This window comes from Aquisalimonas sp. 2447 (assembly GCF_012044895.1).
Taxonomy (GTDB): domain Bacteria; phylum Pseudomonadota; class Gammaproteobacteria; order Nitrococcales; family Aquisalimonadaceae; genus Aquisalimonas.
Genome location: NZ_CP050695.1, coordinates 2,580,853 through 2,606,816 on the forward strand (window position 1 = coordinate 2,580,853; position 25,964 = coordinate 2,606,816).

The 25,964-nt window shown below is 64.5% G+C and carries 31 protein-coding genes and 2 pseudogenes; 17 read left to right on the plus strand and 16 right to left on the minus strand.

Going from position 1 to position 25,964, the window contains the following annotated elements; genetic code table 11:
- Window positions 1-6 precede the first annotated feature (6 nt).
- Both KU884_RS12105 and KU884_RS12110 read right to left on the minus strand, forming a co-directional pair.
- A complete protein-coding gene (locus KU884_RS12105; protein WP_167784236.1) occupies window positions 7-1,971 on the minus strand; it encodes a nucleoside-diphosphate sugar epimerase/dehydratase in 1,965 nt (654 codons plus the stop codon).
- 260 nt (window positions 1,972-2,231) lie between these two features.
- Window positions 2,232-2,579 carry a hypothetical protein gene (locus KU884_RS12110; protein WP_174813737.1) on the minus strand — a complete coding sequence of 116 codons (348 nt, stop codon included), beginning with the start codon at window positions 2,577-2,579 and terminating at the stop codon, window positions 2,232-2,234.
- A 104-nt stretch (window positions 2,580-2,683) separates the two neighbouring features.
- Between KU884_RS12110 and KU884_RS12115 the strand changes: the two genes are divergently transcribed.
- Genes KU884_RS12115 through KU884_RS12130 form a run of 4 tightly spaced genes read left to right on the plus strand, consistent with a single transcriptional unit; the run spans window position 2,684 to window position 5,226 of the window.
- On the plus strand, window positions 2,684-3,001 hold the full coding sequence (locus tag KU884_RS12115) for an IS66 family insertion sequence element accessory protein TnpB (protein WP_167780697.1): 318 nt from the start codon (window positions 2,684-2,686) through the stop codon (window positions 2,999-3,001).
- 41 nt (window positions 3,002-3,042) lie between these two features.
- Window positions 3,043-3,357 (plus strand): IS66 family insertion sequence element accessory protein TnpB, encoded by a 315-nt coding sequence (tnpB, locus tag KU884_RS12120; protein WP_167782880.1) that lies wholly within the window; start codon window positions 3,043-3,045, stop codon window positions 3,355-3,357.
- A gap of 34 nt (window positions 3,358-3,391) precedes the next feature.
- On the plus strand, window positions 3,392-4,912 hold the full coding sequence (locus KU884_RS12125; protein ID WP_217351356.1) for an IS66 family transposase: 1,521 nt from the start codon (window positions 3,392-3,394) through the stop codon (window positions 4,910-4,912).
- A 47-nt stretch (window positions 4,913-4,959) separates the two neighbouring features.
- Window positions 4,960-5,226, plus strand: coding sequence for a transposase (locus KU884_RS12130; RefSeq protein WP_167782241.1), 267 nt, complete (start codon window positions 4,960-4,962; stop codon window positions 5,224-5,226).
- A 627-nt stretch (window positions 5,227-5,853) separates the two neighbouring features.
- Here the strand turns inward: KU884_RS12130 and KU884_RS12135 are convergent.
- From KU884_RS12135 to KU884_RS12145, 3 genes are all read right to left on the minus strand, one after another.
- Entirely contained in the window at window positions 5,854-6,129 is a 276-nt protein-coding gene (locus tag KU884_RS12135; protein ID WP_167782881.1) for a hypothetical protein, read from the minus strand.
- Window positions 6,130-6,347: 218 nt separating this feature from the next.
- Window positions 6,348-7,595 (minus strand): tyrosine-type recombinase/integrase, encoded by a 1,248-nt coding sequence (locus tag KU884_RS12140; RefSeq protein WP_167782882.1) that lies wholly within the window; start codon window positions 7,593-7,595, stop codon window positions 6,348-6,350.
- A 144-nt stretch (window positions 7,596-7,739) separates the two neighbouring features.
- Window positions 7,740-8,108, minus strand: coding sequence for an XRE family transcriptional regulator (locus tag KU884_RS12145; protein ID WP_167782883.1), 369 nt, complete (start codon window positions 8,106-8,108; stop codon window positions 7,740-7,742).
- A gap of 953 nt (window positions 8,109-9,061) precedes the next feature.
- On the opposite strand from KU884_RS12145, the gene vapB reads away from it, so the two are divergent.
- Together vapB and vapC are read left to right on the plus strand one after the other, a co-directional pair.
- Window positions 9,062-9,292, plus strand: coding sequence for a type II toxin-antitoxin system VapB family antitoxin (vapB, locus tag KU884_RS12150; protein ID WP_167782884.1), 231 nt, complete (start codon window positions 9,062-9,064; stop codon window positions 9,290-9,292).
- Window positions 9,292-9,693: a tRNA(fMet)-specific endonuclease VapC gene (vapC, locus tag KU884_RS12155; protein WP_167782885.1), complete on the plus strand. Its 402-nt coding sequence runs from the start codon at window positions 9,292-9,294 to the stop codon at window positions 9,691-9,693. Before vapB ends, vapC begins: the two co-directional genes overlap by 1 nt.
- A 13-nt stretch (window positions 9,694-9,706) precedes the next feature.
- On the opposite strand, the gene KU884_RS12160 is transcribed toward vapC, so the two are convergent.
- From KU884_RS12160 to KU884_RS12170, 4 genes and pseudogenes are all read right to left on the minus strand, one after another.
- A complete protein-coding gene (locus KU884_RS12160; protein WP_167782886.1) occupies window positions 9,707-10,081 on the minus strand; it encodes a hypothetical protein in 375 nt (124 codons plus the stop codon).
- A complete protein-coding gene (locus KU884_RS19285) occupies window positions 10,078-10,254 on the minus strand; it encodes an antitoxin Xre/MbcA/ParS toxin-binding domain-containing protein (protein ID WP_371807937.1) in 177 nt (58 codons plus the stop codon). The genes KU884_RS12160 and KU884_RS19285 overlap by 4 nt, the downstream gene beginning before the upstream one ends.
- Window positions 10,245-10,520, minus strand: a pseudogene (locus KU884_RS12165) (antitoxin Xre-like helix-turn-helix domain-containing protein); the annotation flags it as partial. The gene KU884_RS19285 and the pseudogene KU884_RS12165, both read right to left, overlap by 10 nt.
- A 283-nt stretch (window positions 10,521-10,803) precedes the next feature.
- Window positions 10,804-11,196, minus strand: coding sequence for a hypothetical protein (locus tag KU884_RS12170; RefSeq protein WP_167782888.1), 393 nt, complete (start codon window positions 11,194-11,196; stop codon window positions 10,804-10,806).
- A gap of 187 nt (window positions 11,197-11,383) precedes the next feature.
- On the opposite strand from KU884_RS12170, the gene KU884_RS12175 reads away from it, so the two are divergent.
- Both KU884_RS12175 and KU884_RS12180 read left to right on the plus strand, forming a co-directional pair.
- Complete coding sequence (locus KU884_RS12175; protein ID WP_167782889.1) at window positions 11,384-11,632, plus strand: type II toxin-antitoxin system Phd/YefM family antitoxin; 249 nt, start codon at window positions 11,384-11,386, stop codon at window positions 11,630-11,632.
- Window positions 11,632-12,054 carry a type II toxin-antitoxin system VapC family toxin gene (locus KU884_RS12180; RefSeq protein WP_167782890.1) on the plus strand — a complete coding sequence of 141 codons (423 nt, stop codon included), beginning with the start codon at window positions 11,632-11,634 and terminating at the stop codon, window positions 12,052-12,054. The genes KU884_RS12175 and KU884_RS12180 overlap by 1 nt, the downstream gene beginning before the upstream one ends.
- 471 nt (window positions 12,055-12,525) lie before the next feature.
- Here KU884_RS12180 and KU884_RS19040 read toward each other — a convergent pair whose 3' ends face one another.
- Window positions 12,526-13,494: an IS1380 family transposase gene (locus KU884_RS19040; RefSeq protein ID WP_254432262.1), complete on the minus strand. Its 969-nt coding sequence runs from the start codon at window positions 13,492-13,494 to the stop codon at window positions 12,526-12,528.
- 762 nt (window positions 13,495-14,256) lie between these two features.
- Between KU884_RS19040 and KU884_RS12190 the strand changes: the two genes are divergently transcribed.
- Window positions 14,257-14,469 (plus strand): hypothetical protein, encoded by a 213-nt coding sequence (locus KU884_RS12190; protein ID WP_254432042.1) that lies wholly within the window; start codon window positions 14,257-14,259, stop codon window positions 14,467-14,469.
- Between the two features lie 56 nt (window positions 14,470-14,525).
- Here the strand turns inward: KU884_RS12190 and KU884_RS12195 are convergent, their stop codons facing one another.
- From KU884_RS12195 to KU884_RS12215, 5 genes and pseudogenes are all read right to left on the minus strand, one after another.
- Window positions 14,526-14,741 (minus strand): BrnA antitoxin family protein, encoded by a 216-nt coding sequence (locus KU884_RS12195; RefSeq protein ID WP_167782892.1) that lies wholly within the window; start codon window positions 14,739-14,741, stop codon window positions 14,526-14,528.
- Entirely contained in the window at window positions 14,738-15,025 is a 288-nt protein-coding gene (locus tag KU884_RS12200; protein WP_167782893.1) for a BrnT family toxin, read from the minus strand. The genes KU884_RS12195 and KU884_RS12200 overlap by 4 nt, the downstream gene beginning before the upstream one ends.
- Before the next feature lie 127 nt (window positions 15,026-15,152).
- Complete coding sequence (locus tag KU884_RS12205; protein WP_174813738.1) at window positions 15,153-15,350, minus strand: hypothetical protein; 198 nt, start codon at window positions 15,348-15,350, stop codon at window positions 15,153-15,155.
- Between the two features lie 19 nt (window positions 15,351-15,369).
- Window positions 15,370-15,561, minus strand: a pseudogene (locus tag KU884_RS12210) (nucleotidyl transferase AbiEii/AbiGii toxin family protein); the annotation flags it as partial.
- A complete protein-coding gene (locus tag KU884_RS12215; RefSeq protein ID WP_217351357.1) occupies window positions 15,554-16,144 on the minus strand; it encodes a type IV toxin-antitoxin system AbiEi family antitoxin domain-containing protein in 591 nt (196 codons plus the stop codon). The gene KU884_RS12215 and the pseudogene KU884_RS12210, both read right to left, overlap by 8 nt.
- Here KU884_RS12215 and KU884_RS12220 point away from each other — a divergent pair.
- The 4 genes from KU884_RS12220 to KU884_RS12235 all read left to right on the plus strand — a co-directional run bounded on the left by KU884_RS12220 (window position 16,143) and on the right by KU884_RS12235 (window position 18,686).
- On the plus strand, window positions 16,143-16,460 hold the full coding sequence (locus tag KU884_RS12220) for an IS66 family insertion sequence element accessory protein TnpB (protein ID WP_167780697.1): 318 nt from the start codon (window positions 16,143-16,145) through the stop codon (window positions 16,458-16,460). The two genes, KU884_RS12215 and KU884_RS12220, sit on opposite strands and share 2 nt — an antisense overlap.
- A 41-nt stretch (window positions 16,461-16,501) precedes the next feature.
- Window positions 16,502-16,831 (plus strand): IS66 family insertion sequence element accessory protein TnpB, encoded by a 330-nt coding sequence (tnpB, locus tag KU884_RS12225; RefSeq protein WP_167782837.1) that lies wholly within the window; start codon window positions 16,502-16,504, stop codon window positions 16,829-16,831.
- Between the two features lie 98 nt (window positions 16,832-16,929).
- Window positions 16,930-18,372, plus strand: coding sequence for an IS66 family transposase (locus KU884_RS12230; RefSeq protein ID WP_167784183.1), 1,443 nt, complete (start codon window positions 16,930-16,932; stop codon window positions 18,370-18,372).
- Between the two features lie 47 nt (window positions 18,373-18,419).
- A complete protein-coding gene (locus tag KU884_RS12235) occupies window positions 18,420-18,686 on the plus strand; it encodes a transposase (RefSeq protein WP_167782241.1) in 267 nt (88 codons plus the stop codon).
- On the opposite strand, the gene KU884_RS12240 is transcribed toward KU884_RS12235, so the two are convergent.
- A complete protein-coding gene (locus KU884_RS12240) occupies window positions 18,629-18,997 on the minus strand; it encodes an AbiEi antitoxin N-terminal domain-containing protein (RefSeq protein WP_217351358.1) in 369 nt (122 codons plus the stop codon). The genes KU884_RS12235 and KU884_RS12240 overlap by 58 nt on opposite strands.
- Here KU884_RS12240 and KU884_RS12245 point away from each other — a divergent pair.
- The 4 genes from KU884_RS12245 to KU884_RS12260 all read left to right on the plus strand — a co-directional run bounded on the left by KU884_RS12245 (window position 18,972) and on the right by KU884_RS12260 (window position 25,853).
- The gene (locus KU884_RS12245; RefSeq protein ID WP_217351359.1) at window positions 18,972-19,631 is read left to right on the plus strand and encodes a nucleotidyl transferase AbiEii/AbiGii toxin family protein; all 660 of its coding nucleotides are present in this window, start codon (window positions 18,972-18,974) and stop codon (window positions 19,629-19,631) included. The genes KU884_RS12240 and KU884_RS12245 overlap by 26 nt on opposite strands.
- A 296-nt stretch (window positions 19,632-19,927) precedes the next feature.
- The gene (locus KU884_RS12250) at window positions 19,928-20,428 is read left to right on the plus strand and encodes a hypothetical protein (RefSeq protein WP_167782895.1); all 501 of its coding nucleotides are present in this window, start codon (window positions 19,928-19,930) and stop codon (window positions 20,426-20,428) included.
- A gap of 146 nt (window positions 20,429-20,574) precedes the next feature.
- A complete protein-coding gene (locus tag KU884_RS12255) occupies window positions 20,575-22,806 on the plus strand; it encodes a hypothetical protein (RefSeq protein WP_167782896.1) in 2,232 nt (743 codons plus the stop codon).
- Window positions 22,807-22,811: 5 nt separating this feature from the next.
- The gene (locus tag KU884_RS12260) at window positions 22,812-25,853 is read left to right on the plus strand and encodes a hypothetical protein (RefSeq protein ID WP_167782897.1); all 3,042 of its coding nucleotides are present in this window, start codon (window positions 22,812-22,814) and stop codon (window positions 25,851-25,853) included.
- Window positions 25,854-25,964: the final 111 nt, after the last annotated feature.

The following is a 25,964-nucleotide window of genomic DNA, read 5'->3' on the forward strand; positions in this document are numbered from 1 at the left end:
GGCGATTCAGTGCCGCGACAGGCGCTCCTGGTCGGCGACCACGCGGATCGCGTCGCTGGGAACGGCCGGCTCATGGCTCGATAACAGATCGCTGCAGCCGTCCCCCGGAGTGTAGCCGTCCACGCACAGCCGGAGCACTTCGCAGGCGGCCTCACAGTCATGGCCCCGACTGGCGAAATCCAGGCGTTCCATGTGCTCCATCAGCGCCTCCCAGGTCAGCGACGATTCGCTCGCCTGCATGATCATGGGATGCGCCGTCCCGGAGGCGTTGTCGCCGAGCAGGAGTTCTTCGTAGAGCTTCTCCCCGGGGCGCAGACCGGTGAAGGTGATACGGATATCGCCGTCCTGGCCATCCTCGTCCGCCACCGTGTAGCCACTCAGATGGACCATGCGGCGGGCCAGTTCGTAGATATTCACCGAGTCGCCCATGTCCAGGACGAACACCTCGCCGCCCTCGGCCATGGAGCCGGCCTGGATCACCAGGCTCGCCGCCTCCGGAATGGTCATGAAATACCGCGTCACATCCGGATGCGTCACCGTCACTGGCCCGCCGGATCGGATCTGCTGCCGGAAAAGCGGCACCACGGAGCCGGACGAGCCTAACACGTTGCCAAAGCGCACCATGGAGAAGCACGTACCACTGGAGCGGGCAGCCAGGCCCTGCAGGACCAGTTCAGAGAAGCGCTTGGTCGCGCCCATCACGTTGGTTGGCCGTACCGCCTTGTCGGTGGAGACCAGCACGAACCACTTCACGCCCGCGGCCTCCGCCGCGGCTGCCGCCCGGTACGTGCCGAAAATGTTGTTCTGCACGCCCTCGAGCACGTTTTCCTCGACAATCGGTACGTGCTTGTAGGCCGCCGCGTGGTAGACCGTCTCCACGCCAAAGCCACGCATCACCCGCTCCAGGCGGCGGCGGTGCGTCACCGACCCCAGCAGCGCCACGATCCGACAACCGACATTGTGGAGTTGCCCCAGCGCCCGCAATTCCCGGTCGATGGAATAAAGCGCCACCTCAGACTGCTCGAACAGCACCAGCGTATGCGGCTCGCGCATGAGAATCTGCCGGCACAGCTCCGAGCCGATGGAACCGCCAGCGCCGGTCACCATCACGGTGCGCCCCTTGATGCAGCGGTCCAGCAGATCCTGGTCCGGCGACACCGCATCCCGGCCCAGCAGGTCCTCGATGTCCACTTCGCGGATATCCTGCACCCGGGCGGCGCCGGAGACGATATCCGCCATCCCCGGAATGGAGCGCACGTGCACGGGGTAGGGCTCCAGCCCCTGGATGATCTGCCGCCGGCGGGAGCGCGTCGCCGATGGCATGGCCAGCAGCACGTGCTCAATACCCTCTTGTTCGATGAGGTCACCGATGCGATCCGGCGGATAAACAGGGATGCCATCAATCACCGCACCGTGCATGCTGGCGTCGTCATCGACGTACGCCACCGGCTCATGCTCCCGGGTGGCCAGCAGTGAGGTGGCAAGCTGCACGCCGGCCGTCCCGGCGCCGTAGATGGCCACCGGCTGCCGGTCCGCCTCGCGCTTGATGGCGGACTGGAACCAGGCACGCACCAGGAAACGGCTGCCGCCGATAACGAGCAACCCCATCAGCCAGTAGATGGTGAACGTGGTGCGGGGCACCCCGTCCAGCCGCCCCACCGCCACAATAATGATGAACAGAAGCGTCGAGAGCGTGACACCGTAGACAATGGCACGCACTGCCTGAGGGCCCATATAGCGCACCACGGCACGGTACAATCGCACCAGCGCGAATAGGGGTACCGTCAGCACCGGCACCACCAGCAGCAGCCACCAGTGCTCCAGCATGGTGCCGGAGAAGCCGTCGCCAAGCCGCAGAGAAAACGCCGCCCACATCACCAGCATGAGCAGCACCACATCAGCGGCCATCATCACGGTCCGCTTGCCGCCACGCGGCAGCTTCAGCAACAGCCGCAACAGTCGATTGTTCAAATCCACAACGCCCCCTACGAGCTACCGGCAGGATGCCTGTGCCGGTCTACGCCATCCCTAACCGCAAGGCGCAATAATTTTCGGGGTTATGATAAAGGTTTCTGCTCTTCCCCGGGCCTGTCGCCGGCTGGCAGCAAGTGGCCAACACAAAGCGATGCCGCCTTTACCGGCTGTTCAAGGGCGGAATTCTAACGCGTTCCATGGATCGTGTCTGTGCAGTGCATCACGTGGAATGGGTGGAATGTAATCTGGATGGCTGTCTACTCGCCCAGCACCGTCCCCGGCGGCAGCATTTGATCCGCTTCCACGTCCGAGCCGTAGCCAAGCACACACCCGGCACGCAGCCACGCCCTTGCCCCAACCCTGGCGCCACCAGCAAGTGCGGATCCAGCGCCGATGTGGCCAAAGTCGTCCACAACCGCGTGGTGGTCCACGGTGGCGCCGGAATTGACGATCACGCCATGGCCCAACCGGGCCTCCGTACCAACAACTGCCCCATAAACGCGGATCTGTGTCATGAGTTCGGCACAGAGTTTCATGTTCTCAGCCTGCTCGGCCGAGTCCTCCAGGGCGTCCCATACACTGTCAAAACGTTGCCTCTCCACCATTTTACGGCCTCCGCTCGTAACCGGTCATTCTGGGGCGTTGTTTTCGGCCATTGACTGGCGCCGTAGTCTGCGCAGGCACATTTGCAGCAGACTGGAACGTGATCATGGCCAAGTCCCCGGGGCGTACCGCCGCGCAGTGGCGTGAACTCATTGAACGCTATACCCGCAGTGGCCTCACACGCCGGGCGTTCTGCGCGCAGGAGGGCATTGGTGAGAGCACTCTGGGCGCGTGGCAACGCCGCCTGCGTAACACCTCGTCCCCCACGCCGGAGACGACGCAGGAGCGGGCGCTTTTCGCTGAGGTCGCTTTGCAGGCATCGCGTGACGAGGACGCGCCGACGGCGCCGCCGGCACCGTGCTGGGATGTGGAGCTGGACCTGGGGGATGGCATTTGTCTGCGGGTGCGGCGGCGGCCGTGCTGAGTCAGCCATCGCGGCTGTGGCTGTGCACACGGCCAACGGACATGCGCTGCTCGTTTGACGGACTGGCGGCGCTGGTCCGGCGGCATCTGGGCCAGGATCCGCTGTCGGGCCAGGGGTTTGTGTTTATCAACCGCCGGCGCACGCTGCTGAAGTTGTTGTACTTCGACGGCGACGGTTACTGCGTGTGGAGCAAGCGCCTGGAGCGGGGGCAGTTCGGCGGTGCCCTGACGGCGGGGGACGCCGTGGAGGCGCTGAGCCGCACGCAGTTCACCGCGCTGCTCGAAGGGCTGGATCTGGTCATTCGCAAACGGCAGAAAAGGTGGCGACAATCCCCACCCGGGCACGGAATCGGGTAAAATGCACGGGTGATTTGCGAAGGGAATCAGCCCCTTGTCGAACGTTATCCCCGCCACTAAGCACGCCCAGGTCGTTGCCGAGAATCAGGCCTTGCATGGCGAGCTCAAGGAGCTGCGCCGCCAGCTTGCCTGGTTCAAACGCCAGCTCTTCGGCGAGAAGTCTGAGCGCCACCACATCCTCGATCCAGCCGTCCAAGTGAACCTGTTCGAGGCCACGGCGACGCCCGTGCCCGAGCAGGGCGAGCGTGAGCGGATCAGCTATACCCGCAGCAAGGGCAAGAACCGCGACGACGCCGCCAACGACACGGGGCTGCGCTTCGACGACAGCGTCCCGCGGCGAGTCATCGAGGTTCCCCCGCCCGCAGGCTGTGCCACCGATGAGGTCGTGGCCACGCGCACGACGTTCCGCCTCGCGCAGCGCCGGGCGGGCTACGAGGTCCTCGAGTACCGCCACCCGGTGCTCAAGGACCGCAGCAGCGGCGCGCTCACGAGTGTCCCGGCGCCGCGCAACGTCTTCGAGGGCAGTGTCTTTGACGTCAGCTTCGCCGCCGGCGTGCTGGTCGACAAGTTCTGCTACCACCTGCCGCTGTACCGGCAGTCTCAGCGCCTGAGTCAGGCCGGCATCCAGGTGGCACGCAGCTCTCTGACAGCGGTCGTGGCACGCACCGCCGCGCTGCTTGAGCCGATTGCGCGGGCACAGCTTACGCACGTGCTCAGCGGCGGGGTGCTGGCCATGGACGAGACGCCGATCAAGGCCGGGCGCAAGGGCCCGGGCAAGATGCACCAGGCCTACTTCTGGCCGCTGTACGGTGACAGCGATGAGATCTGCTTTACCTTCAGCCCCAGCCGTGCCGGCGCCCATATCGAACGCACCCTGGCGGACCGCTTCCACGGGGTGCTGCTCACCGACGGCTACGCGGCCTACGAGAAATATGCCGCCGGCCAGCCGCAGATCACCCACGCCCAATGCTGGTCGCACATGCGCCGCCAGTTCGAGCGGGCCCTGGAGACCGACCCTGCCGCCCGGGAGGCCCTGGCGCAGATCGGCCAACTCTATGCCCAGGAGCAATCGATCCGTGAGCGTGGACTCCACGGCGCGGACAAACGCCACGCACGGCGGGAGCAGTGCGCTCCGCTGGTGCGCGCCTTCTGGGAGTGGTGTGATGCACAGCTCCAGCGCATGGATCTCGAGCCGCGCCACCCGCTACTCAAGGCGCTGGGGTATGTGCGCGAGCGCCAACCGGCCCTGGCGGTCTTCCTGGAGCACCCGGATGTCCCCATCGACACCAACCACCTGGAGCGGGGGCTGCGCGCCATCCCCATGGGCCGGCGCAACTGGTTGTTCTGCTGGAGCGAGGTCGGTGCCGCCCACGTGGCCACCATCCAGACGCTGCTGGTGACCTGCCGGCTGCAGGGCGTCGATCCGACCACCTACCTGGTAGACGTGCTCCAGCGCGTCGGGATGCACCCGGCCGCCCGGGTGGAAGAGCTCACGCCGCGGCGCTGGAAGGCACTGTTCAATGATGCGCCGCTGCGCTCGGATATCGAGCGCTAGACACCACGCCCTCCCGACTCCATGCACTGCCAGCGAGAGACTGTTGAATGCGCATTGACGACCTCACCCTCGATGAACTCCTGGAGCTCAACGACCTCATCTGCCACCGCATCGATGAACTGCGGGCACGCCAGGATCTCGATGTCCTCAAGCACCTGCGCCTGGGTCAGGCGGTGTCGTTCAACAGCCGCGAGGGCGAGGTGTTCGGCCAGGTAGTCAAGATCAACCGCAAGACGGTGGTGGTCCACGCCGAGGATCACCGCCAATGGAAAGTCCCCGCCGGGGTCATCAAACTGCTCCGGGACATCCCCTGAATCCTGTCAACGACGCCCCAGAATGACCGGTTACCTCCGCTCAACATCGAGCTGTTGGAACCGCTGTGCCGCAATCGCCTGGCAGACTCGCAACCTATCGCTTCCAACGCCCGTGGAACACAAGGCTAAGCATGAAAACGCGCTTCATGGGATCAGCCATCCTCATTCGGGCCATAGCTGCGAACGCATCATCCGCGAGTTTCAATAGCGCAAAAACATCAGATCGGGAGAACCGGCACGAGAGATCATAGTCCGCCTCATGGCGCGCCTGCTGCAGCTCCACGAATGCCGAAGCGACCGTTTGCACATCCGGATTAGGCCCGCCCGGCATCATGGCCCCCACAGGCCTCGGAGGGTTTCTGCGGTTCCAGTTTGCCAGGGCCTGACAGGCGTTTTTCATATCAGAATGATTCAGGGCTCGACCGACACTCTGGCGCAACATGTCCTGCCCTTGCCCTGATACGATTTCGCGACTGGCGGCGTCCACCAGAAGATGAAAAACGGCGTAGTATCCGGTGGAAACTGCGCGGCGGAGACTGGCTTGGCGTGGACGTTTGGGTTCGTGGCGCGCGAGTTGGTGCGCTTGGTCAAGCAAATCCCTTTGTAATGACACCTGATCCTATCCTCTCAACTCTGCTCGCGGATCCTTATATACGCCCACAGCCCCGGAGCTTCCTCCGAGAGGAGGCCACGAATCCGCTGCCGCAGCCCCGCAAGAACGGGCTGCGCATCCTGCTGCCCTGGCATCTCACTGCCCACCACAATCCAGACCCAAACCGCCAGCTCGCCATCGGCGTCCAAGTCTTCAACCACCTCGATGTCATGCACCCAGCCCGGCTTCTCAATCTGCCTGACGGCCTGCTGTAGATCGCTCACTGTGGGCATCTCCATTGCGTGTGCCATGGCGGCCTCCCGTTGCTCGTGCCCAAACATGCTTTAACCGCTCCTCAAATTCAGTCTAAGCGTATTAACCGAACAGGCCAATCCAAGCACCCTCTCTGTCAACGTACCCGTCGCGTCAACCTAACCGGCAAGTGCCAACCACAGCACCCCATAATCACGACACGCTTGCCCATCGCGTGGAACCCTGTTCCCCTTGACTGGAATACGCACAATGATGGTCAGTATGCCGAACGCAGCACGACCTGGCGCTTGCCCTCGCCAACCGCAGGCGCCATGTGATGCGTGCCGCTACCGCGAGAGTCAAGACGTGCCCGGGCAGTGTCCATCATCGCCTCGAACGCGGTGCCGTCACCAGCCAGAACATTGGCAACGAAAGGCGCATAGCGCTCGAAGAGCATTTTCGTTGACGAGTGGCCCAGCAAGCGGGAGACAAACAGCGGATTCTCGCCTGCCGCGAGGTGCAGAACGGCCGCCGTATGCCGTGTCTGGTAGACCCGCCTCGGCGCCAATCCGATTGCGGCAAGCGCCGGCTTCCAAAGATGCTCGGCCACCCACGACGGCGTCAACGCTCGCCCGTCCGGGCGCAGGAAGAGGTAGTCGTCAGCGTCTTTGTCCTCCACCAGTGCCTGGAGCTGCGCGGTCATGCGCGCGGATAGCGGGATATCACGCCGCGCCCGCGGGTGCTTGAGCGTCGTCTGGCGGCCGTCGACGATCGCCTCACGCACCCGAATCTGCCGCCGCTCCAGGTCTACGTAGCCGGCTTTGAGACCGTTGATCTCGCAAGTGCGAAGCCCGGTGTAGAAACGCATCTCGAAGTAAAACCGGTAGGCGGCGTCCACCGCATCGAGAAACGCAGCGACCTCCTCCGCCGTCAACGGCATCGGGTCGTTGCGATCGTCACGCAGTGGCCGCAGGTTGCGCATCGGGTTGGGGAAACCACGCTCGCGCTCGGCGAAGCGCAAAACGCCCGAGAGTGGCGTCAAAATGAAGTTGATCCGCGCGTTACTGAGCACCCGTGCCCTATCACCGTTACACCGATCGATGAGTTCCTGGCGGTACGCGCGCACGGCGCGCTCATCGATCTGATCGAGGGGCCAGTCGCCGAACTGCGGGATGAGATACTGATGCAGCACGCCGCGAATCCGCCTGGCATAGCTTGTCTTCCAGTCCCCTTCGTGGAGCGCGAGCCACTCGGTGGCGTACTCGCCAAACCGGCAATCGGGATCGATCGCGCTTTGATCGAGAAGCCAGCGACGGGCTTCATCGCGCTTGCGACTGCTGCTAAACCAGGCGCCGTAGTCAAACATGCCGGTCTCGAGCTCGGCATTGATACGACGCAGATCCCGCTTGATCCGACGCCGGTTCTCCGGCGTATCGCGAAGCCCGGACGTCTCGCGGAACCGGCGGCCGTGCAGACACAGATCATACTGGAGCATCCCGTTGGGGCGAACGCAGAAACTGGCCATACGCAACCTCTAATACTGTTTTTTTATACAGTATAGCGGTCCACGGCGAGACGCAAACGCTCCCAGTGTCTGGAGGGCACGGCAGGACATCCGTTGGCAAATCACCTGACGGCGGTGCGGCCAAGCCAGGCATCCATCGGACCGTCACGCATACCCTCCTTCGGAGATATGGGTGAAGTACGCACGGACCTCATCCGCTCGTCCGGCGGCAACCAACGCCTCTGCCGTCAGATGACCGAGCGGCGGAATCGGGTAGGATCGGTACCACGCCCAGGCGGCCCCCAGGGCTCCCGCCCACGACTCGATACGCGTAAGAAGGTCCGTCACCTGGCGCAACCTCTGTTGAGCCGCAAGGCTGCGGAGGCCGTCTGGGCTCGTGACAGCATCCCGGGGCAGGCCAGTTGCGACCGCGAGTTCCGCCTCGGTGATCTGCAACGCTTGGGCAAGCCGCTCCGCGACAACATTGCCGTGTTCGTCGAACCAGGCACCACGGGTGTGTGCGACATCAGTCATCCGTCTCCTCCTCGCTCAAGGGACGTATCACAGCCCCTGCGGGCGGCATCCAGACTACCACTTCTTCAGACCCCGCAGCCGCTCACGGCAAGAGGAGCCGCAGGTGTTACTCCGCACCGGCGGCTCGTCACCGACCGAATCCCCGGCACAAGCGATGCCACAACACGGCCACCCCGAAGGAGGCGAAGAAGGCGTGCATGCAGGCGAGCCCCATCGATCCGGCCAAGAGTCATTGTCGTCGTATACCCAAAGGACAGGGAGTTCACGCAGCCCCATCGCAAGGTACGCCAGTGTCATCGCCAGCGGAAAGTACCGCCAGAAGAGATCCCACGGCCGAGCCAGCGCACGAGACCAGTCCATGACCATCTTGCCAGCGCCGCCACCCCAGGACACCGGTGCGAAGCAGACCAACACGCCCTCAGCCATCGCCGGACACCCATGCCGCGCCCTCTTCACCACCCGAGCGCCGCTTGAAACCGCCCTCCGCCCGCAAGCGGTCCTTCAGCACCGTCCCCTGCATCCCACTGGGCCCAGATCCGCCGCATAAGCTCTACCTGCCGAGACAGCACCGGCAAACACCCCTTCTCGATGCAAACCGGCGCCGACTCCTGGCGATACTTTCCCGGCATTCCCCAAAAGTTGCCGGCTATCCGGAACCACACAATTGAATGGGCCGTCATCCGGCTCGCCGCGGCGCGGCGCTACCTGACACGCTCGTTGGTGGAGGCAGGCATGGCGATGGCTCCAAGAAGTCCGTTACATGCAACATGCGAACATCACATGCTAAGCGAAAGCGAACTAACACTTGACGACCACCCAGTGCCAAGGCTGGCTGCCTCCCGCACAGGGGCCTACGCACCACCGCACAAGGGATATACACTTGACATATCCCACGTGCCTTCCTAGCATCGAATATCCGATCTTGGAGATGTCCCCAGCGAGGCGCATTCGATATGGAGAGAGCAACGCTCTTTAGGAGCAACAAGAGCCAGGCATTAAGGCTTCCGAAACCAGTCGCCTACCCCGATGCAGTCAAGCAGGTCGACATCATTGCGCAGGGGCGCACTCGAATTATCGTTCCCGCTGGCGAGTCGTGGGATTGCTGGTTTGATGGCGAAGGTGTGTCGGAAGACTTTATGGCTAGCCGTGAACAACCCGACCCGCAAGAGCGTGAGACGCTTTGATGCTGAAGTACATGCTCGATACAAACATTGCCATATACACCATCAAAAACCGGCCTCCCGAGGTCCGAGAGGCTTTAAAGGCCCATGACGGGCAAATGTGCATCTCGGCAGTAACCTTAATGGAACTGATTTACGGAGCGGAGGCCTCGGCTGCGGTAGATCGCAATCTGAAGGATGTTGAGGGCTTTGCGGCTCGCCTCGACGTATTGCCGTACGATAACGACGCGGCGGCACACACGGGGCAACTACGAGCAGAACTGAAAAAGATCGGGCGTCCAATCGGAGCCTATGATGAAATGATTTCTGGCCACGCGCGATCGCAAGGATTGGTCGTGGTAAGCAACAATACAAAACAGTTTGAGAACGTCCCGGGGATACGCGTGATCAACTGGGTAAGTTGATTGGAACCTGTGTCTACAGTCGCATGGCGGCCCAGGGAAGCTCCAGGGCAAAGGCACGCTGGAATTTCTGACGAGATGTATACGCATCGGTGGCCGTACTCAGGGGATCGCCGCCGCTTACCTTGGAATAAAGCCAGTCGCCCAACGGGCGGCAAACCGCGAACCTCCGGCTCGTGACTGGTGCATCGTGACCGACTCTGGTTCTGGCACCGGAATCGGCGGACACTAGAGCAGGCCGGAGGCCGTCGGCGTCGATCGCGGGAGTGTTCGCGTCATTCCAGCGACCGGGGCGGATGGTGGAGCCGGCGGCTTTGAAAATCGGGGACTCCGCCGCGCGGTCCCCGATCCAGTCAATCGTCAGCATCCGGCCGGGACGCTGCACCGTCACGCAGCCGATCCGTATTTCAGCCGTCCCAGAATCTCCACCACGGCGTCCGCGCCATATTCCGTCTCGGTCGCCACCTCCAGCGGGACACGCCCTTCGAGCAACTGTGGTGCGCCCGACTCAGAAAGGTTCGAGCCCGGTCCTCGTCTTTGTAGACGTCCTTCGCCATGGACCACACCCGTGCGATCCGCGCCAGACGCTCACTCTCCGTTCGGCTCAGCGGCTCGCGCTTCTTGCGACGCCGAACCAGGGTCTGCTTGGTGATAACCAGCGTGGAGAATTCCTTGGAGCGGGGTGCAACGATCCTGTGGACGTGCTCAATCGAGCGAAGCGGGAGCCCGCTGGCGATCTTCTGGCTGAACCTGAGCGCCGTGTAGCCGCCCGGAATCTCCTCGAGGCCGAGCACATTGACCATTTTGTGAATCTCGCTGCCCGGGCTCATCTCTTCGCCTCCGTGAGAACGATGTGGTCCCGACTGTAGCACTACGCGGTACTCCTTCCCTGCAGTTTCTTCAGGTATCCGGACTCGTGCCCTGCAATCCGAGTTCTTTGCATTTTACCTGTCCTCTGATCCACTGAAGCAAAGCCTGAACCTGGATCCTTGATTGCCTGAAATCGCTCCACTTCATCGCGCACCGCCCGTAGTTCAGGGCCCGGCTTGTCGCCCTGAAGGCGCTCAAGGGCAACTTTGGCCTTGAAATCCGAGACGCGATGCGGGGCGAGGTTCAACCGCTCTTTCTCTGCTCGGCGGCGAGCGTCATCGGATTCATCGCAGTGGCAGAGAGTTCGACGCGTGCAATCAATGTCCCCGCCGCATCCACCTCCTCGTGCCGGAAGCAAGCGCGGCCATCTGCGAGCTGCCCGATCAGCATCGTGAGCACCTGGCCCAGCACATTCGCATCCACGAACTTGTCCGCTAATGCGCGGGATGCACCACTGTCGCCAATGGTGGCGACAGTGACACGCACCTCGCGCCCATCCGGGCCCATTGCGATGCGCAACTCACGCGAGCAGTACCCCGCACCCGCGGATTCCAGGAGCGCACCGCGCACGAGCCAGCCGAGTAGCCGTGCCGGCCAGGGGTTTCCAAGGTCGCCATAAATTGTCAGATCCGCCATTTGAAGACTCCGTGATCGCATCGCCAGAATCTTCAGCGGAACATAAGTCGTCGAATGCGCAACCCCGGATCGGGACACATCCTATCTACGGGGAAACAGTAAACGCGATTCAGTACGATCACAGCACTTGGCCAATCGCAGGGTTTGTGCATAATATGACCAATTAGATGGTCATATTGGTGGGCTAATGAGCACAGACATCGTCAGCCTGGCTGATGCCAAGGCACATCTGAGCGAACTCACCGAGCGGGCAGCTCGCGGTGAAACTGTCGTTATCACAAAACGCGGCAAACCCGTAGCCCAAGTGACGAAGCCGGGGGCGCCTCGCAAGCCGGTGCCGCTGACGCGGATGCGTGAATTGACCGATGGCATGCCAGAGCAACCTGAGAGTGCGGGGAAGTTCATGCGCCGGCAGCGGGGCGACAGCCGATACTAATGCTGTATCTGGACACCAGCCTGCTGGTGGCGGCGATGGCCCGGGAGGCACGGACCGCGGCGGTCCAGGATTGGTTGTCGGAACAGGCTGCGGGATCACTCGCTATTAGTGACTGGGTCATCACCGAGTTTTCCTCGGCGTTGTCGGTGAAGCTCAAAACCGGTCAACTCACGGTCAAACAACGCGCCGATGCTCTGGCTCTTTTTACCTCGCTGGCCGAGGAGAGCTTCGTGTGTTTAACCATTACCCAACGTGATTTCCACACAGCGGCCCGTTTCGCTGACCAGTACCAGGTGGGACTGAGGGCTGGAGATGCGCTGCACTTGGCTACCGCTGCTGGCCACGGTGCTCGACTGGTGACGCTCGACAAAGGCCTGGCCAAAGCGGCTGACTCCGTCGGCGTTAGCGTGCTCCAAATGTAATAACCACGCAGGGTTCACCCTGCCCCTGATGTTGGCTAACCTTGGCTCCCTCTCCACTGAGCAAGCGGCTCTGCGCTCAGAAGTCCGGGCCGGCGTGTCGTAATCTTACTGTTGAAGGCAACCCAGATAGTCCCTTGCGGGGGCACTGGTTGCTCAATACTGTCGAAACGCAACGAAGGGCACTCTTACACGCGGCACGCTCGCCCTTGCTGTCTCGTGGACCGCTTCTGCTATATCCCCGGCTAATGCACCAGGCATTGATTTGGCCTGGCTGACTGGCTGGTCATGTGCTGATCGCCTTCGTTGATGAAGCCGGTGGCGGGTTCAACGGTTCCGAACCGGGTGCGAGACACGCATGAGCGGCTTCACTAGGGGCTCTCGAAGCCCTTTGGCCACGCTCTGGACGAGCGCCACCATCGCCGAAGTGTTCCAGCGTGTCGGGGATGGCTTTTCGCGGTGAACCGGGCCGGGTCATGCGGCCAGTCGCCATCGGTGACGCCGCCCCAGGAGCTGGCGCCACAGTCGGGCGGCGCGGCGCTCCAGGATGACGTGCAACCGGCGTGCATGGCGCTGCACATGGGCTGCGGCCTTGAGCACAGGCTCACGCAGCCGCCGCAGACTCCAGCCCTGTCCCGTGGCCGCCTCCATCTGGGCGCGCAGCACGTGCAGCAGCTCATAGCCGAGCAGTCGCAGCGACAGCAGCGCCTGCGCCCGGGCGAAGACCTCGGCCTCACTGGCCCGTCCCCGCGAGGTGCACGGCAGCGAGGTGCCGATGGTGTCCTTGAACTCGCCCATGTGCCCCTCGGCCTTGCCACGGCGGCGGTACAGCGCCAGGACCTGCTCGCCGCTGTGGGTCGGGGCGGGCAGGTTGGTGACGATGTAGAAGCACCGCCGAAAGAGTTCGGCCGGGTGCTCCTGGATGACCATGACCACCCGGCGCTTGCGCTGCCAGCTCTCGGCCCCGTAGACGGTCTCCTCGGTCCACTCCCGGGACCGCTCGGCCGGGCGCCCCGGGCCGCGCCGGCGGTGCGGGTCGAAGTGGCGGTCCAGCGCGGCGTTATCGCGCAGCCGACCGAGGTAGCCGATCCCCGCCTGGTCCAGCGCCTCAAGTGTGGCGCCGTCGGCAAACCCGGCATCGAGCCGGCAGCACACCTGCCGGGCCAGGCCGCGCTCGCGCAGGGTGGCGACAAGCTGCGGGATCCACGCTGCGGCCTGCGCGCCAGGGGCGGCGTTGCCGGGGCGCAGCAGCCCGGCGAGCACGTCGCCCGTCTCGGCACAGGAGGCGATGAGCGGATAGTGGATCCGATCACCGACATGGCCGTTGTGGTGACTGCCCGGCTGCTCGCCGTAGGCGGCAAGCGGCAGACCATCGACATCGACGGTCATCACAGGCGCCGGCGGCGTACCGGCTGCGGCCCGTCGCCGCGTGGCAAGCTCCAGCGCTGCGGTGTCGAGGTGGTGCTGGCGGTGCAGGACACCAATACGCTCAAGTACGCGGCACCGAGCCTCCCCAAGGGGCTTGGCCCCATCGGCAACCGGGCCACTAAGGCGCAGGGACTCACCGTCCACGACATCATGGCGTTTAGCAGCGAGGGTACACCGCTCGGGCTGATCGATCTCCAGGCCTGGGCGCGCCACCCCGCAGATCACGGCCTGCGGCGGCTCGCCGACGATCAGCGCGACCTCGACAATAAAGAGTCCGGCAAATGGCTGGACAATCACCGCGAGGCGAGCCGGCTCCAGGCGCAGATGCCCGCGACCCGGGTGGTCAGTGTGACCGACCGCGAGGGCGATCTCTATGAACTGCTCGTCGCCGCCCAACAGCCCGAGCTCAACATCCCCCAGCACCAGAATTAGCGAGCGCGGATCGCGCGCCTGGCCGTGCGCTTCGCCCGGGTGACGATCCAGCCGCCGCAGAGCAAACGCCGCCTCGGCCCGGTCGCGCTCGACGCCGTCCAGACCACGGAGATCGACCACCCGACGGCGTCAAGGGCCTGAACTGGACCCTGCTGACCACGGTGCCCACTGCCAACTGGCGGATCCAGGAGCGCAACCTCGGCGACGCCGAGCGCATGGAGACCGCACTGGCCATCGACATGGTCATCGCCTGGCGCACTTTCTGGCTGACCAAGTAGGGCCACGAACGCCCTGACACCCCCGGGCAGCGCCTTCCTCGAGCCCGACGAGTGGAAAGCGCTTCTCGTGCGCACCGATGTCACCTGGGACCCAGGCCGCGAGGATGAGCCCACACTCCATCCGGCGATGCACCACATCGCCGGGCTCGGCGGCTATCAGGATCGAAAACGCAAGCCCTGTCCCAAGAGCCTCTGGCGCGGGCTCCAGCGCATCGAGGATATGGCTCAGGTCTTCGGCAAACTCCGGGCCATGGAACGCAATGACAGCCGACCTCCCTGACTAACTCCAGAGAACCTGCGGGGCATCGCCAGTCGGCTGATGGCCTTATTGGGCAATTAGTGCCACGACAAATCCGGTTTCCTTCCGTGGGCCATGCAATCGCGCAAATAGAGATTGATCAAACTCTGATACGGAATACCCGTTTCTTCCGAAAGCTGTTTGAAATACTCCACGACGTCGTCACCCATGCGAATCGTCACCTGTCGCTTTAACTTTGAAGCGTACGGGTTACGGCGCGACTTCATCTTCGAAAAATCGTACTCTTTTCTCATAGCGGTGGACCTTCGTAATGCTTACACTCATTCGCTGTCGCCTTCCGCGCGGAAATGATTCTGATGACATCTCCGCCGGAACGCTCGCAGTGGCACACGACCAGAAACCGCAGCACATTGCTCAAACCAAGCATAATGAACCGCTCTTCGCCGGATGAATGCTCCTCGTCGAAGAACTGCCGCGCGTACTCGTCAAAGAAAACGGATTTCGCTTCTTCGAACGAAATCCCGTGCTTCTCAAGATTTGCGCGCGCCTTCTGCGGATTCCAATCAAACTCGATCATACATACAATGTATTGACTCGTCGCAGACCTAGTCAACCCGCCCCTCCATGTGCCAGGCATCCCTTGCCCAACGCTGACCATCAGGCGCGCGAGGTACGAGCGCCGGCTGGGTGGGTTTGTTCGGTACTCAACGACGCCCCACGCTCAGTTGGGCGCAGGTATCCCGAATGGTCACCATGAGCGTCATCTCATCGACCGGGGATACTTGGAAGCCATGCCGCTGGTAGAAGCTCTTCGCTTCCTCGGAGAGCGCGTGCATGAGAAGGGCCTTAATACCAACGTGTTCGGAAGCAGCAACCACCCGCAGCGCAGCATCACGAAGCATCCCCGCGGCGATACCTGTCAATGTCCTTCAGAGAGGCCTCGCGCTCACCAATCGGCAGGTAGGTAAGGTCGATGTCGACCGACAGGCGGGGCATGTCCCGATAGAACAGGTTGATGGCTGTGCCGCCCTTGAGGGCGAAGACCTCCTCCGCCGCGATATCCGGCAAGACGCCCAGCAGGAGCCGAACCTGATCCACATAGCGGTCACGCATCCGCGTCAGCCTCCGTGTCTTTCGCAGGCATGAAGCGCTTCGGAACGTAGATGCGATATGTCGGGTGGAGCTTACCGCTCTCGACAAGTGCCCGCGGCCCGGAGCCGAAGTCGATCTTGTTGACGTCCAGGTACTTGCGCCACGCATGCTGGTGGCGATCAGCGAAGACAAAGAACAAGCGCCGCACCCTCACGCTCCGGCAGACCGTCAACAGCCTCATGAGCAGCTTGGGCCGAAGCGTCGTCAGACTTTCGAAGATCTTGTCCAGGTTCTCGAAGCTGGCCTCGCTGCTTAGCTCGTCGAGGGCTTCGAGGATGGCCCGCTCCGAAGAGGATACCTTCAGTGGCCAACCCCAGACGTTCATCGGCGGACCGATTTCGCGGGTATCGCGGCCGGCGTCGATAATCCCCGTTTGGTCATCCCCGAACAGGGTGCGCCTGTGCACGACCAAATGCGCATCGCTCGGCAGCCGCTTCAGCCATGTAGACACATCGTAACCGGTCATTCTGGGGCGTTGTTTTCGGCCATTGACTGGCGCCGTAGTCTGCGCAGGCACATTTGCAGCAGACTGGAACGTGATCATGGCCAAGTCCCCGGGGCGTACCGCCGCGCAGTGGCGTGAACTCATTGAACGCTATACCCGCAGTGGCCTCACACGCCGGGCGTTCTGCGCGCAGGAGGGCATTGGTGAGAGCACTCTGGGCGCGTGGCAACGCCGCCTGCGTAACACCTCGTCCCCCACGCCGGAGACGACGCAGGAGCGGGCGCTTTTCGCTGAGGTCGCTTTGCAGGCATCGCGTGACGAGGACGCGCCGACGGCGCCGCCGGCACCGTGCTGGGATGTGGAGCTGGACCTGGGGGATGGCATTTGTCTGCGGGTGCGGCGGCGGCCGTGCTGAGTCAGCCATCGCGGCTGTGGCTGTGCACACGGCCAACGGACATGCGCTGCTCGTTTGACGGACTGGCGGCGCTGGTCCGGCGGCATCTGGGCCAGGATCCGCTGTCGGGCCAGGGGTTTGTGTTTATCAACCGCCGGCGCACGCTGCTGAAGTTGTTGTACTTCGACGGCGACGGTTACTGCGTGTGGAGCAAGCGCCTGGAGCGGGGGCAGTTCGGCGGTGCCCTGACGGCGGGGGACGCCGTGGAGGCGCTGAGCCGCACGCAGTTCACCGCGCTGCTCGAAGGGCTGGATCTGGTCATTCGCAAACGGCAGAAAAGGTGGCGACAATCCCCCCACCCGGGCACGGAATCGGGTAAAATGCACGGGTGATTTGCGAAGGGAATCAGCCCCTTGTCGAACGTTATCCCCGCCACTAAGCACGCCCAGGTCGTTGCCGAGAATCAGGCCTTGCATGGCGAGCTCAGGAGCTGCGCCGCCAGCTTGCCTGGTTCAAACGCCAGCTCTTCGGCGAGAAGTCTGAGCGCCACCACATCCTCGATCCAGCCGTCCAAGTGAACCTGTTCGAGGCCACGGCGACGCCCGTGCCCGAGCAGGGCGAGCGTGAGCGGATCAGCTATACCCGCAGCAAGGGCAAGAACCGCGACGACGCCGCCAACGACACGGGGCTGCGCTTCGACGACAGCGTCCCGCGGCGAGTCATCGAGGTTCCCCCGCCCGCAGGCTGTGCCACCGATGAGGTCGTGGCCACGCGCACGACGTTCCGCCTCGCGCAGCGCCGGGCGGGCTACGAGGTCCTCGAGTACCGCCACCCGGTGCTCAAGGACCGCAGCAGCGGCGCGCTCACGAGTGTCCCGGCGCCGCGCAACGTCTTCGAGGGCAGTGTCTTTGACGTCAGCTTCGCCGCCGGCGTGCTGGTCGACAAGTTCTGCTACCACCTGCCGCTGTACCGGCAGTCTCAGCGCCTGAGTCAGGCCGGCATCCAGGTGGCACGCAGCTCTCTGACAGCGGTCGTGGCACGCACCGCCGCGCTGCTTGAGCCGATTGCGCGGGCACAGCTTACGCACGTGCTCAGCGGCGGGGTGCTGGCCATGGACGAGACGCCGATCAAGGCCGGGCGCAAGGGCCCGGGCAAGATGCACCAGGCCTACTTCTGGCCGCTGTACGGTGACAGCGATGAGATCTGCTTTACCTTCAGCCCCAGCCGTGCCGGCGCCCATATCGAACGCACCCTGGCGGACCGCTTCCACGGGGTGCTGCTCACCGACGGCTACGCGGCCTACGAGAAATATGCCGCCGGCCAGCCGCAGATCACCCACGCCCAATGCTGGTCGCACATGCGCCGCCAGTTCGAGCGGGCCCTGGAGACCGACCCTGCCGCCCGGGAGGCCCTGGCGCAGATCGGCCAACTCTATGCCCAGGAGCAATCGATCCGTGAGCGTGGACTCCACGGCGCGGACAAACGCCACGCACGGCGGGAGCAGTGCGCTCCGCTGGTGCGCGCCTTCTGGGAGTGGTGTGATGCACAGCTCCAGCGCATGGATCTCGAGCCGCGCCACCCGCTACTCAAGGCGCTGGGGTATGTGCGCGAGCGCCAACCGGCCCTGGCGGTCTTCCTGGAGCACCCGGATGTCCCCATCGACACCAACCACCTGGAGCGGGGGCTGCGCGCCATCCCCATGGGCCGGCGCAACTGGTTGTTCTGCTGGAGCGAGGTCGGTGCCGCCCACGTGGCCACCATCCAGACGCTGCTGGTGACCTGCCGGCTGCAGGGCGTCGATCCGACCACCTACCTGGTAGACGTGCTCCAGCGCGTCGGGATGCACCCGGCCGCCCGGGTGGAAGAGCTCACGCCGCGGCGCTGGAAGGCACTGTTCAATGATGCGCCGCTGCGCTCGGATATCGAGCGCTAGACACCACGCCCTCCCGACTCCATGCACTGCCAGCGAGAGACTGTTGAATGCGCATTGACGACCTCACCCTCGATGAACTCCTGGAGCTCAACGACCTCATCTGCCACCGCATCGATGAACTGCGGGCACGCCAGGATCTCGATGTCCTCAAGCACCTGCGCCTGGGTCAGGCGGTGTCGTTCAACAGCCGCGAGGGCGAGGTGTTCGGCCAGGTAGTCAAGATCAACCGCAAGACGGTGGTGGTCCACGCCGAGGATCACCGCCAATGGAAAGTCCCCGCCGGGGTCATCAAACTGCTCCGGGACATCCCCTGAATCCTGTCAACGACGCCCCAGAATGACCGGTTACGACACATCGCCATAAAAATGGACACGCGGCGTCCCGCCGGGATGCAGGTAATAGCCAAGTCGAGCGCGCTCACGCCGCCCAGGTGCACCTCGTACTCCATGATCCATTGCAGGGACAGCAGCGCGCTGTCCCATGAGACATTGTTTTTCGCCTGTACGCCTTCCGGCAGGGAGCGGCGGTAGACACCCCGCACGACCCGCTCCAGCAGCTTCTTGTCAGGACGTCGCCCCTGGGCGCGCAGGAAGAGTGCTTTGCGCTCAAGGGCGGGGACGGCCATCAATCTCTTCTATCGCAACCTGCCGCGTCTGTCTGTCGACATCGATCCAACCTACCTGCCGCTTGCCGACCGGGCGCAGTCGCTGGCGGGGATCGACGCCGCGCTTCGCCGGATCGGCGAGCGTATTCGGGCAAGCGATCCTCGGCTTCGCGTGCAGGAATCGGTACCGGGCTCCCAAACCGAGATCACGAGGCTGGTCGTGCGCACCCTGGATGGTGTGCAGATCAAGATTGAGGTCACCCCGGTCCTGCACGGGGTCGTATTTGACCCCGAAAACCCCCGCATCTGTGAGCGGGCCGAGGAGGAATACGGCTTCGCGGAAATGCCCATGCTGTCATTCCCCGACCTCTACGCCGGCAAATGTATCGCCGCGCTCGACCGGCAACATCCACGCGACCTCTTCGATGTGCATGAACTGCTCAATGCCGAGGGGATTACGCCCGATCTCAGGACTGCGCTGATCGTGTATCTGATCAGCCACGGCCGCCCGCCGCACAGGCTTCTTTCGGGTGAATGCCGGGATATCACGCATGACTATGAGCACGGCTTTCAGGGGATGACGACGACCGACTTGCCAATGGATGGCCTTCGTGATGCGCATGCAAGGCTGGTCAAGGTGTCCCCACCGACCTGACTGCACCGAAATCCCCAGCCCAACGTGCCTCGCGACCCGGAAATCGCCCCGACACCCCTCCGAAAAATTGAAATTTGCAAAACGACGGCATTTCAAGGCGGTCGTGTTGCAGATTTCGAATCTGTGATCCCAAAAATCTATTCGCGGCGAAAAAAAAAGCGTATCGCGGGCTACCGGCGGCATTCCCTCTTTTTGAGCGCCGGGTAACGTGAGTCGCCATGGAGGCCACGCGAGCGGCGAGAGCGGAACGCACCGGCCAGATCACCGCCTGGTGCCTGGGACAAGAGGACAATGTGATGAAACCAAACGGACCCTACATGATCGCGCTGGAGGCGTTGCGATGCATCGATCCCGATCCAGCGTACGCATGCCCCCTGTTCCGTGGCTATCTCGAGCCCGACTGGCAGCTCAGGCCGCCGGCCGTGGAGATCATCCTCAGCGGCCGGAAACACCGCGAGGGTGTCCCCGAGGACGTGCTCGGCACGCCCTACGTCATCGATCCCCATCAGTGGGAATACCTCACGCATCTGCGCACCGCTGGCATGCGCGACAACAGCCCGCTTTTGGCTCCTTGCCTGGTATGGCCGCTCACGAAACGGCAGGCGGTCGAGGAGAGCCGGCGCCGCCGCGTGGTTAGCCTCGCCGGCTCGCCGCGGAGTCCGCACCATGAACTCACCGACTGCGCGGACAAACACGGCCTGCGGGTGATGGACCTGGAGCGCGGCTGGGGGCTTAGTAGCGGCAGTCTGGCGCGCTCATCGGTCAAGCGCCGCGACAAGAGCGACGAGTCCTCATGAGCCAGCCCCTGCTTCCGCTCAGAACGAACCAGCCGCTCGGGGCCGTGCTGGCGAGCCAGGCGTGCTCGTCCGAGAGCTCCGCGTGGCACGAGACCTGTTGGGAACTGTGGATCCCCCCGGACGGCCGTGGGCTCCGTGACCCGACAATGCAATGGATGCTGCGCCAGTGGGTCGATGCGATCGAGCGTACCGCACCGGCCCAGCTCGATCGCGAACACGTCGATCGCCTCGTCGCGCGTCTGCGACGCGGGCTCGCCGCGGCATTCAACCCGCCACCGAACGCCACACCGGGCGCCGGCCTGTACCGGTGTGAGCCGCACGGGGTTCTCACCGAGCACCCGTGCTACGGCGCGGTACTGAGTCAGGTCCTTGCTCAACACCAGTGGGATCCATTGCTGCTCGTCCTCGCCCACCTGTGGTGGCGAAGCCGTGTCCGCCGGTACGTCGCTGGCCCAGAGCCGTACCACGAGGTCAAAGAGTGGCGCTACGCCGGCGCCGCGAGGCACGTGTGCTCGCCCGCGATCCAAAAGCAGTTGAAAAACGCCGCCGCATTACCGGCGGAGCAAGCCGGCGCGGAATTGCAGCGGATAGCCGAGCAGGGCCTGGTTAGTGTTCAACTCTCTAAACACCTCTCCCAACTCGCCCACGTGCTTCAAAACGCGCCCCGCTACGGCCGTCGCGGCCATGGCGGACCGCGCGGCCCGGCGCAGTACCGCGAGCTCGGGCGTGAGTGGCAGCGAACGGTCGCACGGAGCGGATCGAGCGCTGTCGTCGCAACGACACCCCTCGGTGACGATGATCCCGACGCCGGTAACGCCCCCACACTGGTGCGCGGGGCCGAAGAACTCCACCGCCCGAGCCCGACACCGGCGCGCCGGCGCCGCGCGGTCAAGGGCTTGAGGGCCGGGCTGGCCCGCCAGAACCTGGGACTCACCGGCGCCGGGCTGACACCCGCCATGACACGCGGGGCACTGGGGCTTTTACGGGCCCGGATCGAGCACAGCAACGCCATGGCCGTGGTGTACTACCTCGGCCTCGCCTTGGGCGTGCCCTGGACCGCGCCGCGAGAGACGCCCGGGAAATCCTCGCCGTTTTCCGTCGTCGTCCACACGTTAAGCCCCGATGATGATCTGGCGCACCACGGCCCGGGTCCCGACGAGATTGCATACTGCCGCACGCGGGGCGATGTCTACATCGGGCGTGCCTACCCGCCCCCTGGCCAACGCGCGTCGGCCGCGGATGCGCACAACCCCACGCACTGGACCCTGCAACTGAGCGGGCAACCGGCGAGGCTGGTCATCGACGCACTCACCGCCGCCAGCGTCGGCGGGCGGCGTCTTGACAAGGATGTCGATCTAAAGGCGGTCACCGAGCAACTCACCGAGCCCATCGAGCTCGTCGACGGCACCACACTCGATCGGTCCATCGTGCGCTCCCTCGGTACGGCGCTGTATCAATTCGCAGCGCGGCGGCGTGTGTATCACACCGCGGTCCTGGACGCCGTCTTCGCGCGGCCGCACGACGCCAGCATGAGCCATTACGTGCGCATGGACTCGGCGTCTCTGAGCGCGGCGTACCAGTCCACCTGGGGTGAATTCGCCGCGGAGATGCACTGGTGTGAACCCGCACTGCCATTGCAGCCCAGGCGCGTAGCCGTGCCCATCGGCTCCGGACGTGGCCCCTCGCGCGAGGAACTCCGGGGCGTGGTCACCACGCTGCAGCAGTGCATCCACGAGGAGGCGAACGCGGTCCACACCCGCACGGCGGAGGGCAGGTACACCGCATCCCGCGAGCGACTGGTCGCGGATGCCACGCTCTATGTCTGGATCCAGGTTGGGCTTACGTGCGCCGCGCGCGGCGTGCGCTCGCCCGGCCCCACGGACCAGGCCAGCTCCGACCACGACGCGCTCGCCCTGGTGGCCGACAAGGCCGCCCACGGTCAACTCGAGGCGCGCATCACAGGCCTGCCGCCGAGCGTGCGCGACTCGCGGCGGGCCCTCCGGGCGCTGCTCACCGAGCGGGCGCTCGAGCTGGGTCTTGCCCCGCCGGGCACCGACAGCGACGGGCGGTTTTGGACCATCGATGCCGGTGCGTGGACGCCTGTCTCGCCCTCGTGGCTCGACACGGCACTGGCGAGCCTCGAGGTGCAGTGGCCAGCCAATGCGCTTCGCCATTACACGGCAACCTGGGCAGCCAACCATGCAGTCCCAGAGGTCGCCGCACGCCATTGGCTCGGACACTGGCGGGAGGGCCAGGCCCCCGTGGGCGGGGCGAGCCTTTTATCGATGCGCCAAATCGCCGCCGTCATAGAGCACCATGCGGGCCGACTGCTGGCCGACGTCGGCGCGGATCGACCACTCGCTGCGTTCCTGAGGTGATCACAATGACCGAGAACCCAAAACTTGACTGGGCGCGCTTGCTACCCGACATGGCGCGCCGACTCGCAACCACGACCCCTGACCCCGCGTTGGTTGATGCGTTCATCCAAGAGATTCAGTCGAATGAGCGTGGCGCGTGCCTGCGTACAGGCACGCCTCCCGGGCCGGACGCGGACGTCTGGACGCGCATCAAGGAGGCTCTCATCGGGCGACTGGAGAAGCTGGCCCTCGCCCGCCCAGAGCTCTGCGCGGCTCGCTATGGCCCTGTGCAACCCGAGCGCGCCTGGGCGGTCAACCGCGCCGGCGAGCTCCTCGATCTGGCCGAGAGCTATCTGCGCGCCTACCACGCCTGGCCACAACTGCCGCGGCCAAACGAAGCCGTGCTGCCAAGCCATCGCGCCGCGATCACCGTGGAAGCGGAGACCGTCAGCCTGGTGAGCGCCATCGAGGCGCGCGTGCTCCAGCATCTCGCCGCCGTGCGGGATGTCAGTGACGGGCGCATCGTTGCCGGCTACTGGGGCTGGTTACTGGCCATCGAGCTCGGCGTTTGTAACTCCGCCTTACTGTATACGCTGGTCGCCTCACCCCGCGATGCCTGGGTCATCAACCGCGACGGGGTTTTGGTCACGCTTGAGAACACAGGCGCGGGTCGGGTTGCGTTGCCGGCCCTGAGCGCCATGGTGGGCGCAGAACGCATCCGTCCCCTGGAGCGCCCCAAGGGCACGGCGAAAAGCTGGCTGAAGCAGGCCCTCAAGTGGATGGCCATCAGCCAGCGCCCCGAGATCTCCATCCTGCGCCTGTGGCGCGACCTTGCACGCGGCGGCCACAACGACCTGGTCATTGCCCACTGGCGCGATCACGGCCGCATGCGGCCGATGAGCAAGGCGGACCATGACCTCTACTGGCACGGCGCCGCGCCAAAGGACGCGATCGCGGATGACGACACGCTCCTCCCGGCCGGGCAGCCAAGCGTGAATCCGGATCACCGTAGTGAACCCGACCTGCGCGCGAGCCGGGGCACCATCGACTGGTTGGTCAACGCCTTCGCCACGTTCGAGGCGGAGACCGGCAAGAAGCTGGCACCCAACAAACGCCAACGCGCCCACGATGAGCTCGTTGATGCCCTGGACCACCGACCACTGACCGGCTCGGATCTGCTGGTCGCCGCGTATTTGCTCACCCTCTTCCGCCAGGGCCAAAACGCGCGAAAACCCTACGCGGCCAGCTCGCTTCGGCGCTACGCCGTCTCCCTGGCCCGGCCGTTGCGAGCCGAGTTCGGCCTCGAGGACCTGCGAGACCTGGCGTTTGACACGGTCCACGAGCGCTTGCAGCGCACACTGGATGCAGCCAACCCGGGGGACCGAAATACGCTCGTGCGCTGGATCGCCTGGCTCGCCCGCACCGATTTGCTGGTCGTCGACCCCCGGCTTTTCAGCCATGAGGCAAGCGAGCGGGGTGTTCGCACCGGGGTCATCAACACCGCGCACTGGCGCGCCCTGCACGCCTGGCTGCTACCGGTCGACCCCAATGGCGTGGCACGTGCGCTGCTCGACTGCTACTTTCTTCTTGGCATGCGCCGGGACGAGGCACTGGATCTGCGCGCCGGCGAGCTCATCACCTGCGGCGGCGACGCGGCCATCCGCTTGAAGCGCTTCCCGGGGCGCACCCTCAAAAGCGACCACGCCGCTCGCACCCTGCCGCTTGGCCTCCTCCGACAACAAAGCACAACCACCTTCGAGTGCCTGCAGCATCGCGCGGCGCACGCCCGCGCTGTCACCGGCGGCGACCCGGCCGCGTGCGTCTTCGACAAGCGCGAGGCCGACAAAAGCGCCCTGCAGGTCATCCGGGGCCTGCGCGCGGTGACCGGCCATCCCGACCTCAGTCTCCGCTCGCTACGCCACTCGGCCGCGCACCTGGGTCTGTGGCAGCTATTGATTCAGGCAGGGTGTGTGCCGAAGCCCGTGCGCGCGCGGTATTTTCTGGATCCGCTGTACACCGCTGAGGCCATCCACGCGAACTGGCCCGAGATCAAACCGATTCCCGCGATCGAGCTCAAAAGCAGTCTCCTTGTCCGGCTCGCTCAGCGCATGGGGCACGGCAGCTTTGAGGTCACCTGCACACACTACATCCATGTCCCGGAATCCCTCGCCTGGCTCGAAGGAATGCGTACGCGATTCAGCGTCGCGAAAGCACAGCTCCTGCCATGGCTCGGCGGCAACACCTGGGCGTATACGCGCATTGGACAGATCGCGGCCGCCTGCGACCACGCCGACCCAGCCAGTGGCCAACGCACGGTCCAGGGACTGCCCATTGATGGCGCGGTGAACACCGGTGTCACGATCCAGGGTACGGCACTGTTGGAGTATTACCTCTCCCGCCAGAGCAAACCATCAGCCCCGAAGAGAAAAGGCCGAAGCCGTCAGCCCACCGCGGACGCCATGAGCGGCACTGACCCGTTCATCACCTACCTGTGGGATGCCCAGGCGGAGCTCTCCGCCAACCGTGCGTCAAACGACGCATGCTCCTCCGATAACACCGCCTTCCGGGACACGGTTTTCGAGACGTACAAGGCGGCCGCCCGGATCTGCGACACCCCCTGGCATCCATCGGAGATCGCCCAACACCCCTGGCGACAGGACCTCGTCGAGTGGGCCGCGCCGCAAGCCCTCGGCGCCTACACGCCCCCGGCCGTTGACGCGCTTGTCGCATCGGCCAATGACCGCCATGCGGTCATCCATCATCAGCGCACGCTCAAGCAGGTGCTGCGAGTCATGGCGCTGTTCCAGGTTCCCGTCACTCACGTTCATGTCGAGGTGCGCATTCCCCGCCACTGGAGCCCTGCCAGAGCAGACAAGCGGGTGAAGGAGTTCGAGAGGGCGGCCAGTGCAAGCCCGCATGCCATCGGGCATTGGTCCAGGACCCCGGAGACGAGAAACGACGTCGCGCTCCATCTGCGCGTCACCGATCCCAGAACCCCATGGCAGGGGCTACTCAGCGCCTGCGCGTGGATGCAGCCCTGGCTATCGCCTGATCGCGGCAATCGATAGCGTACGCGGAGTCTGAGCCCTCTCCTGCCGCTTGATCCCTCGACGCGAAAGCCACGCTCCACCTGGACGACACTTACGCGCTGGTGCCGATTCACAGCCAGGCAGCCACGT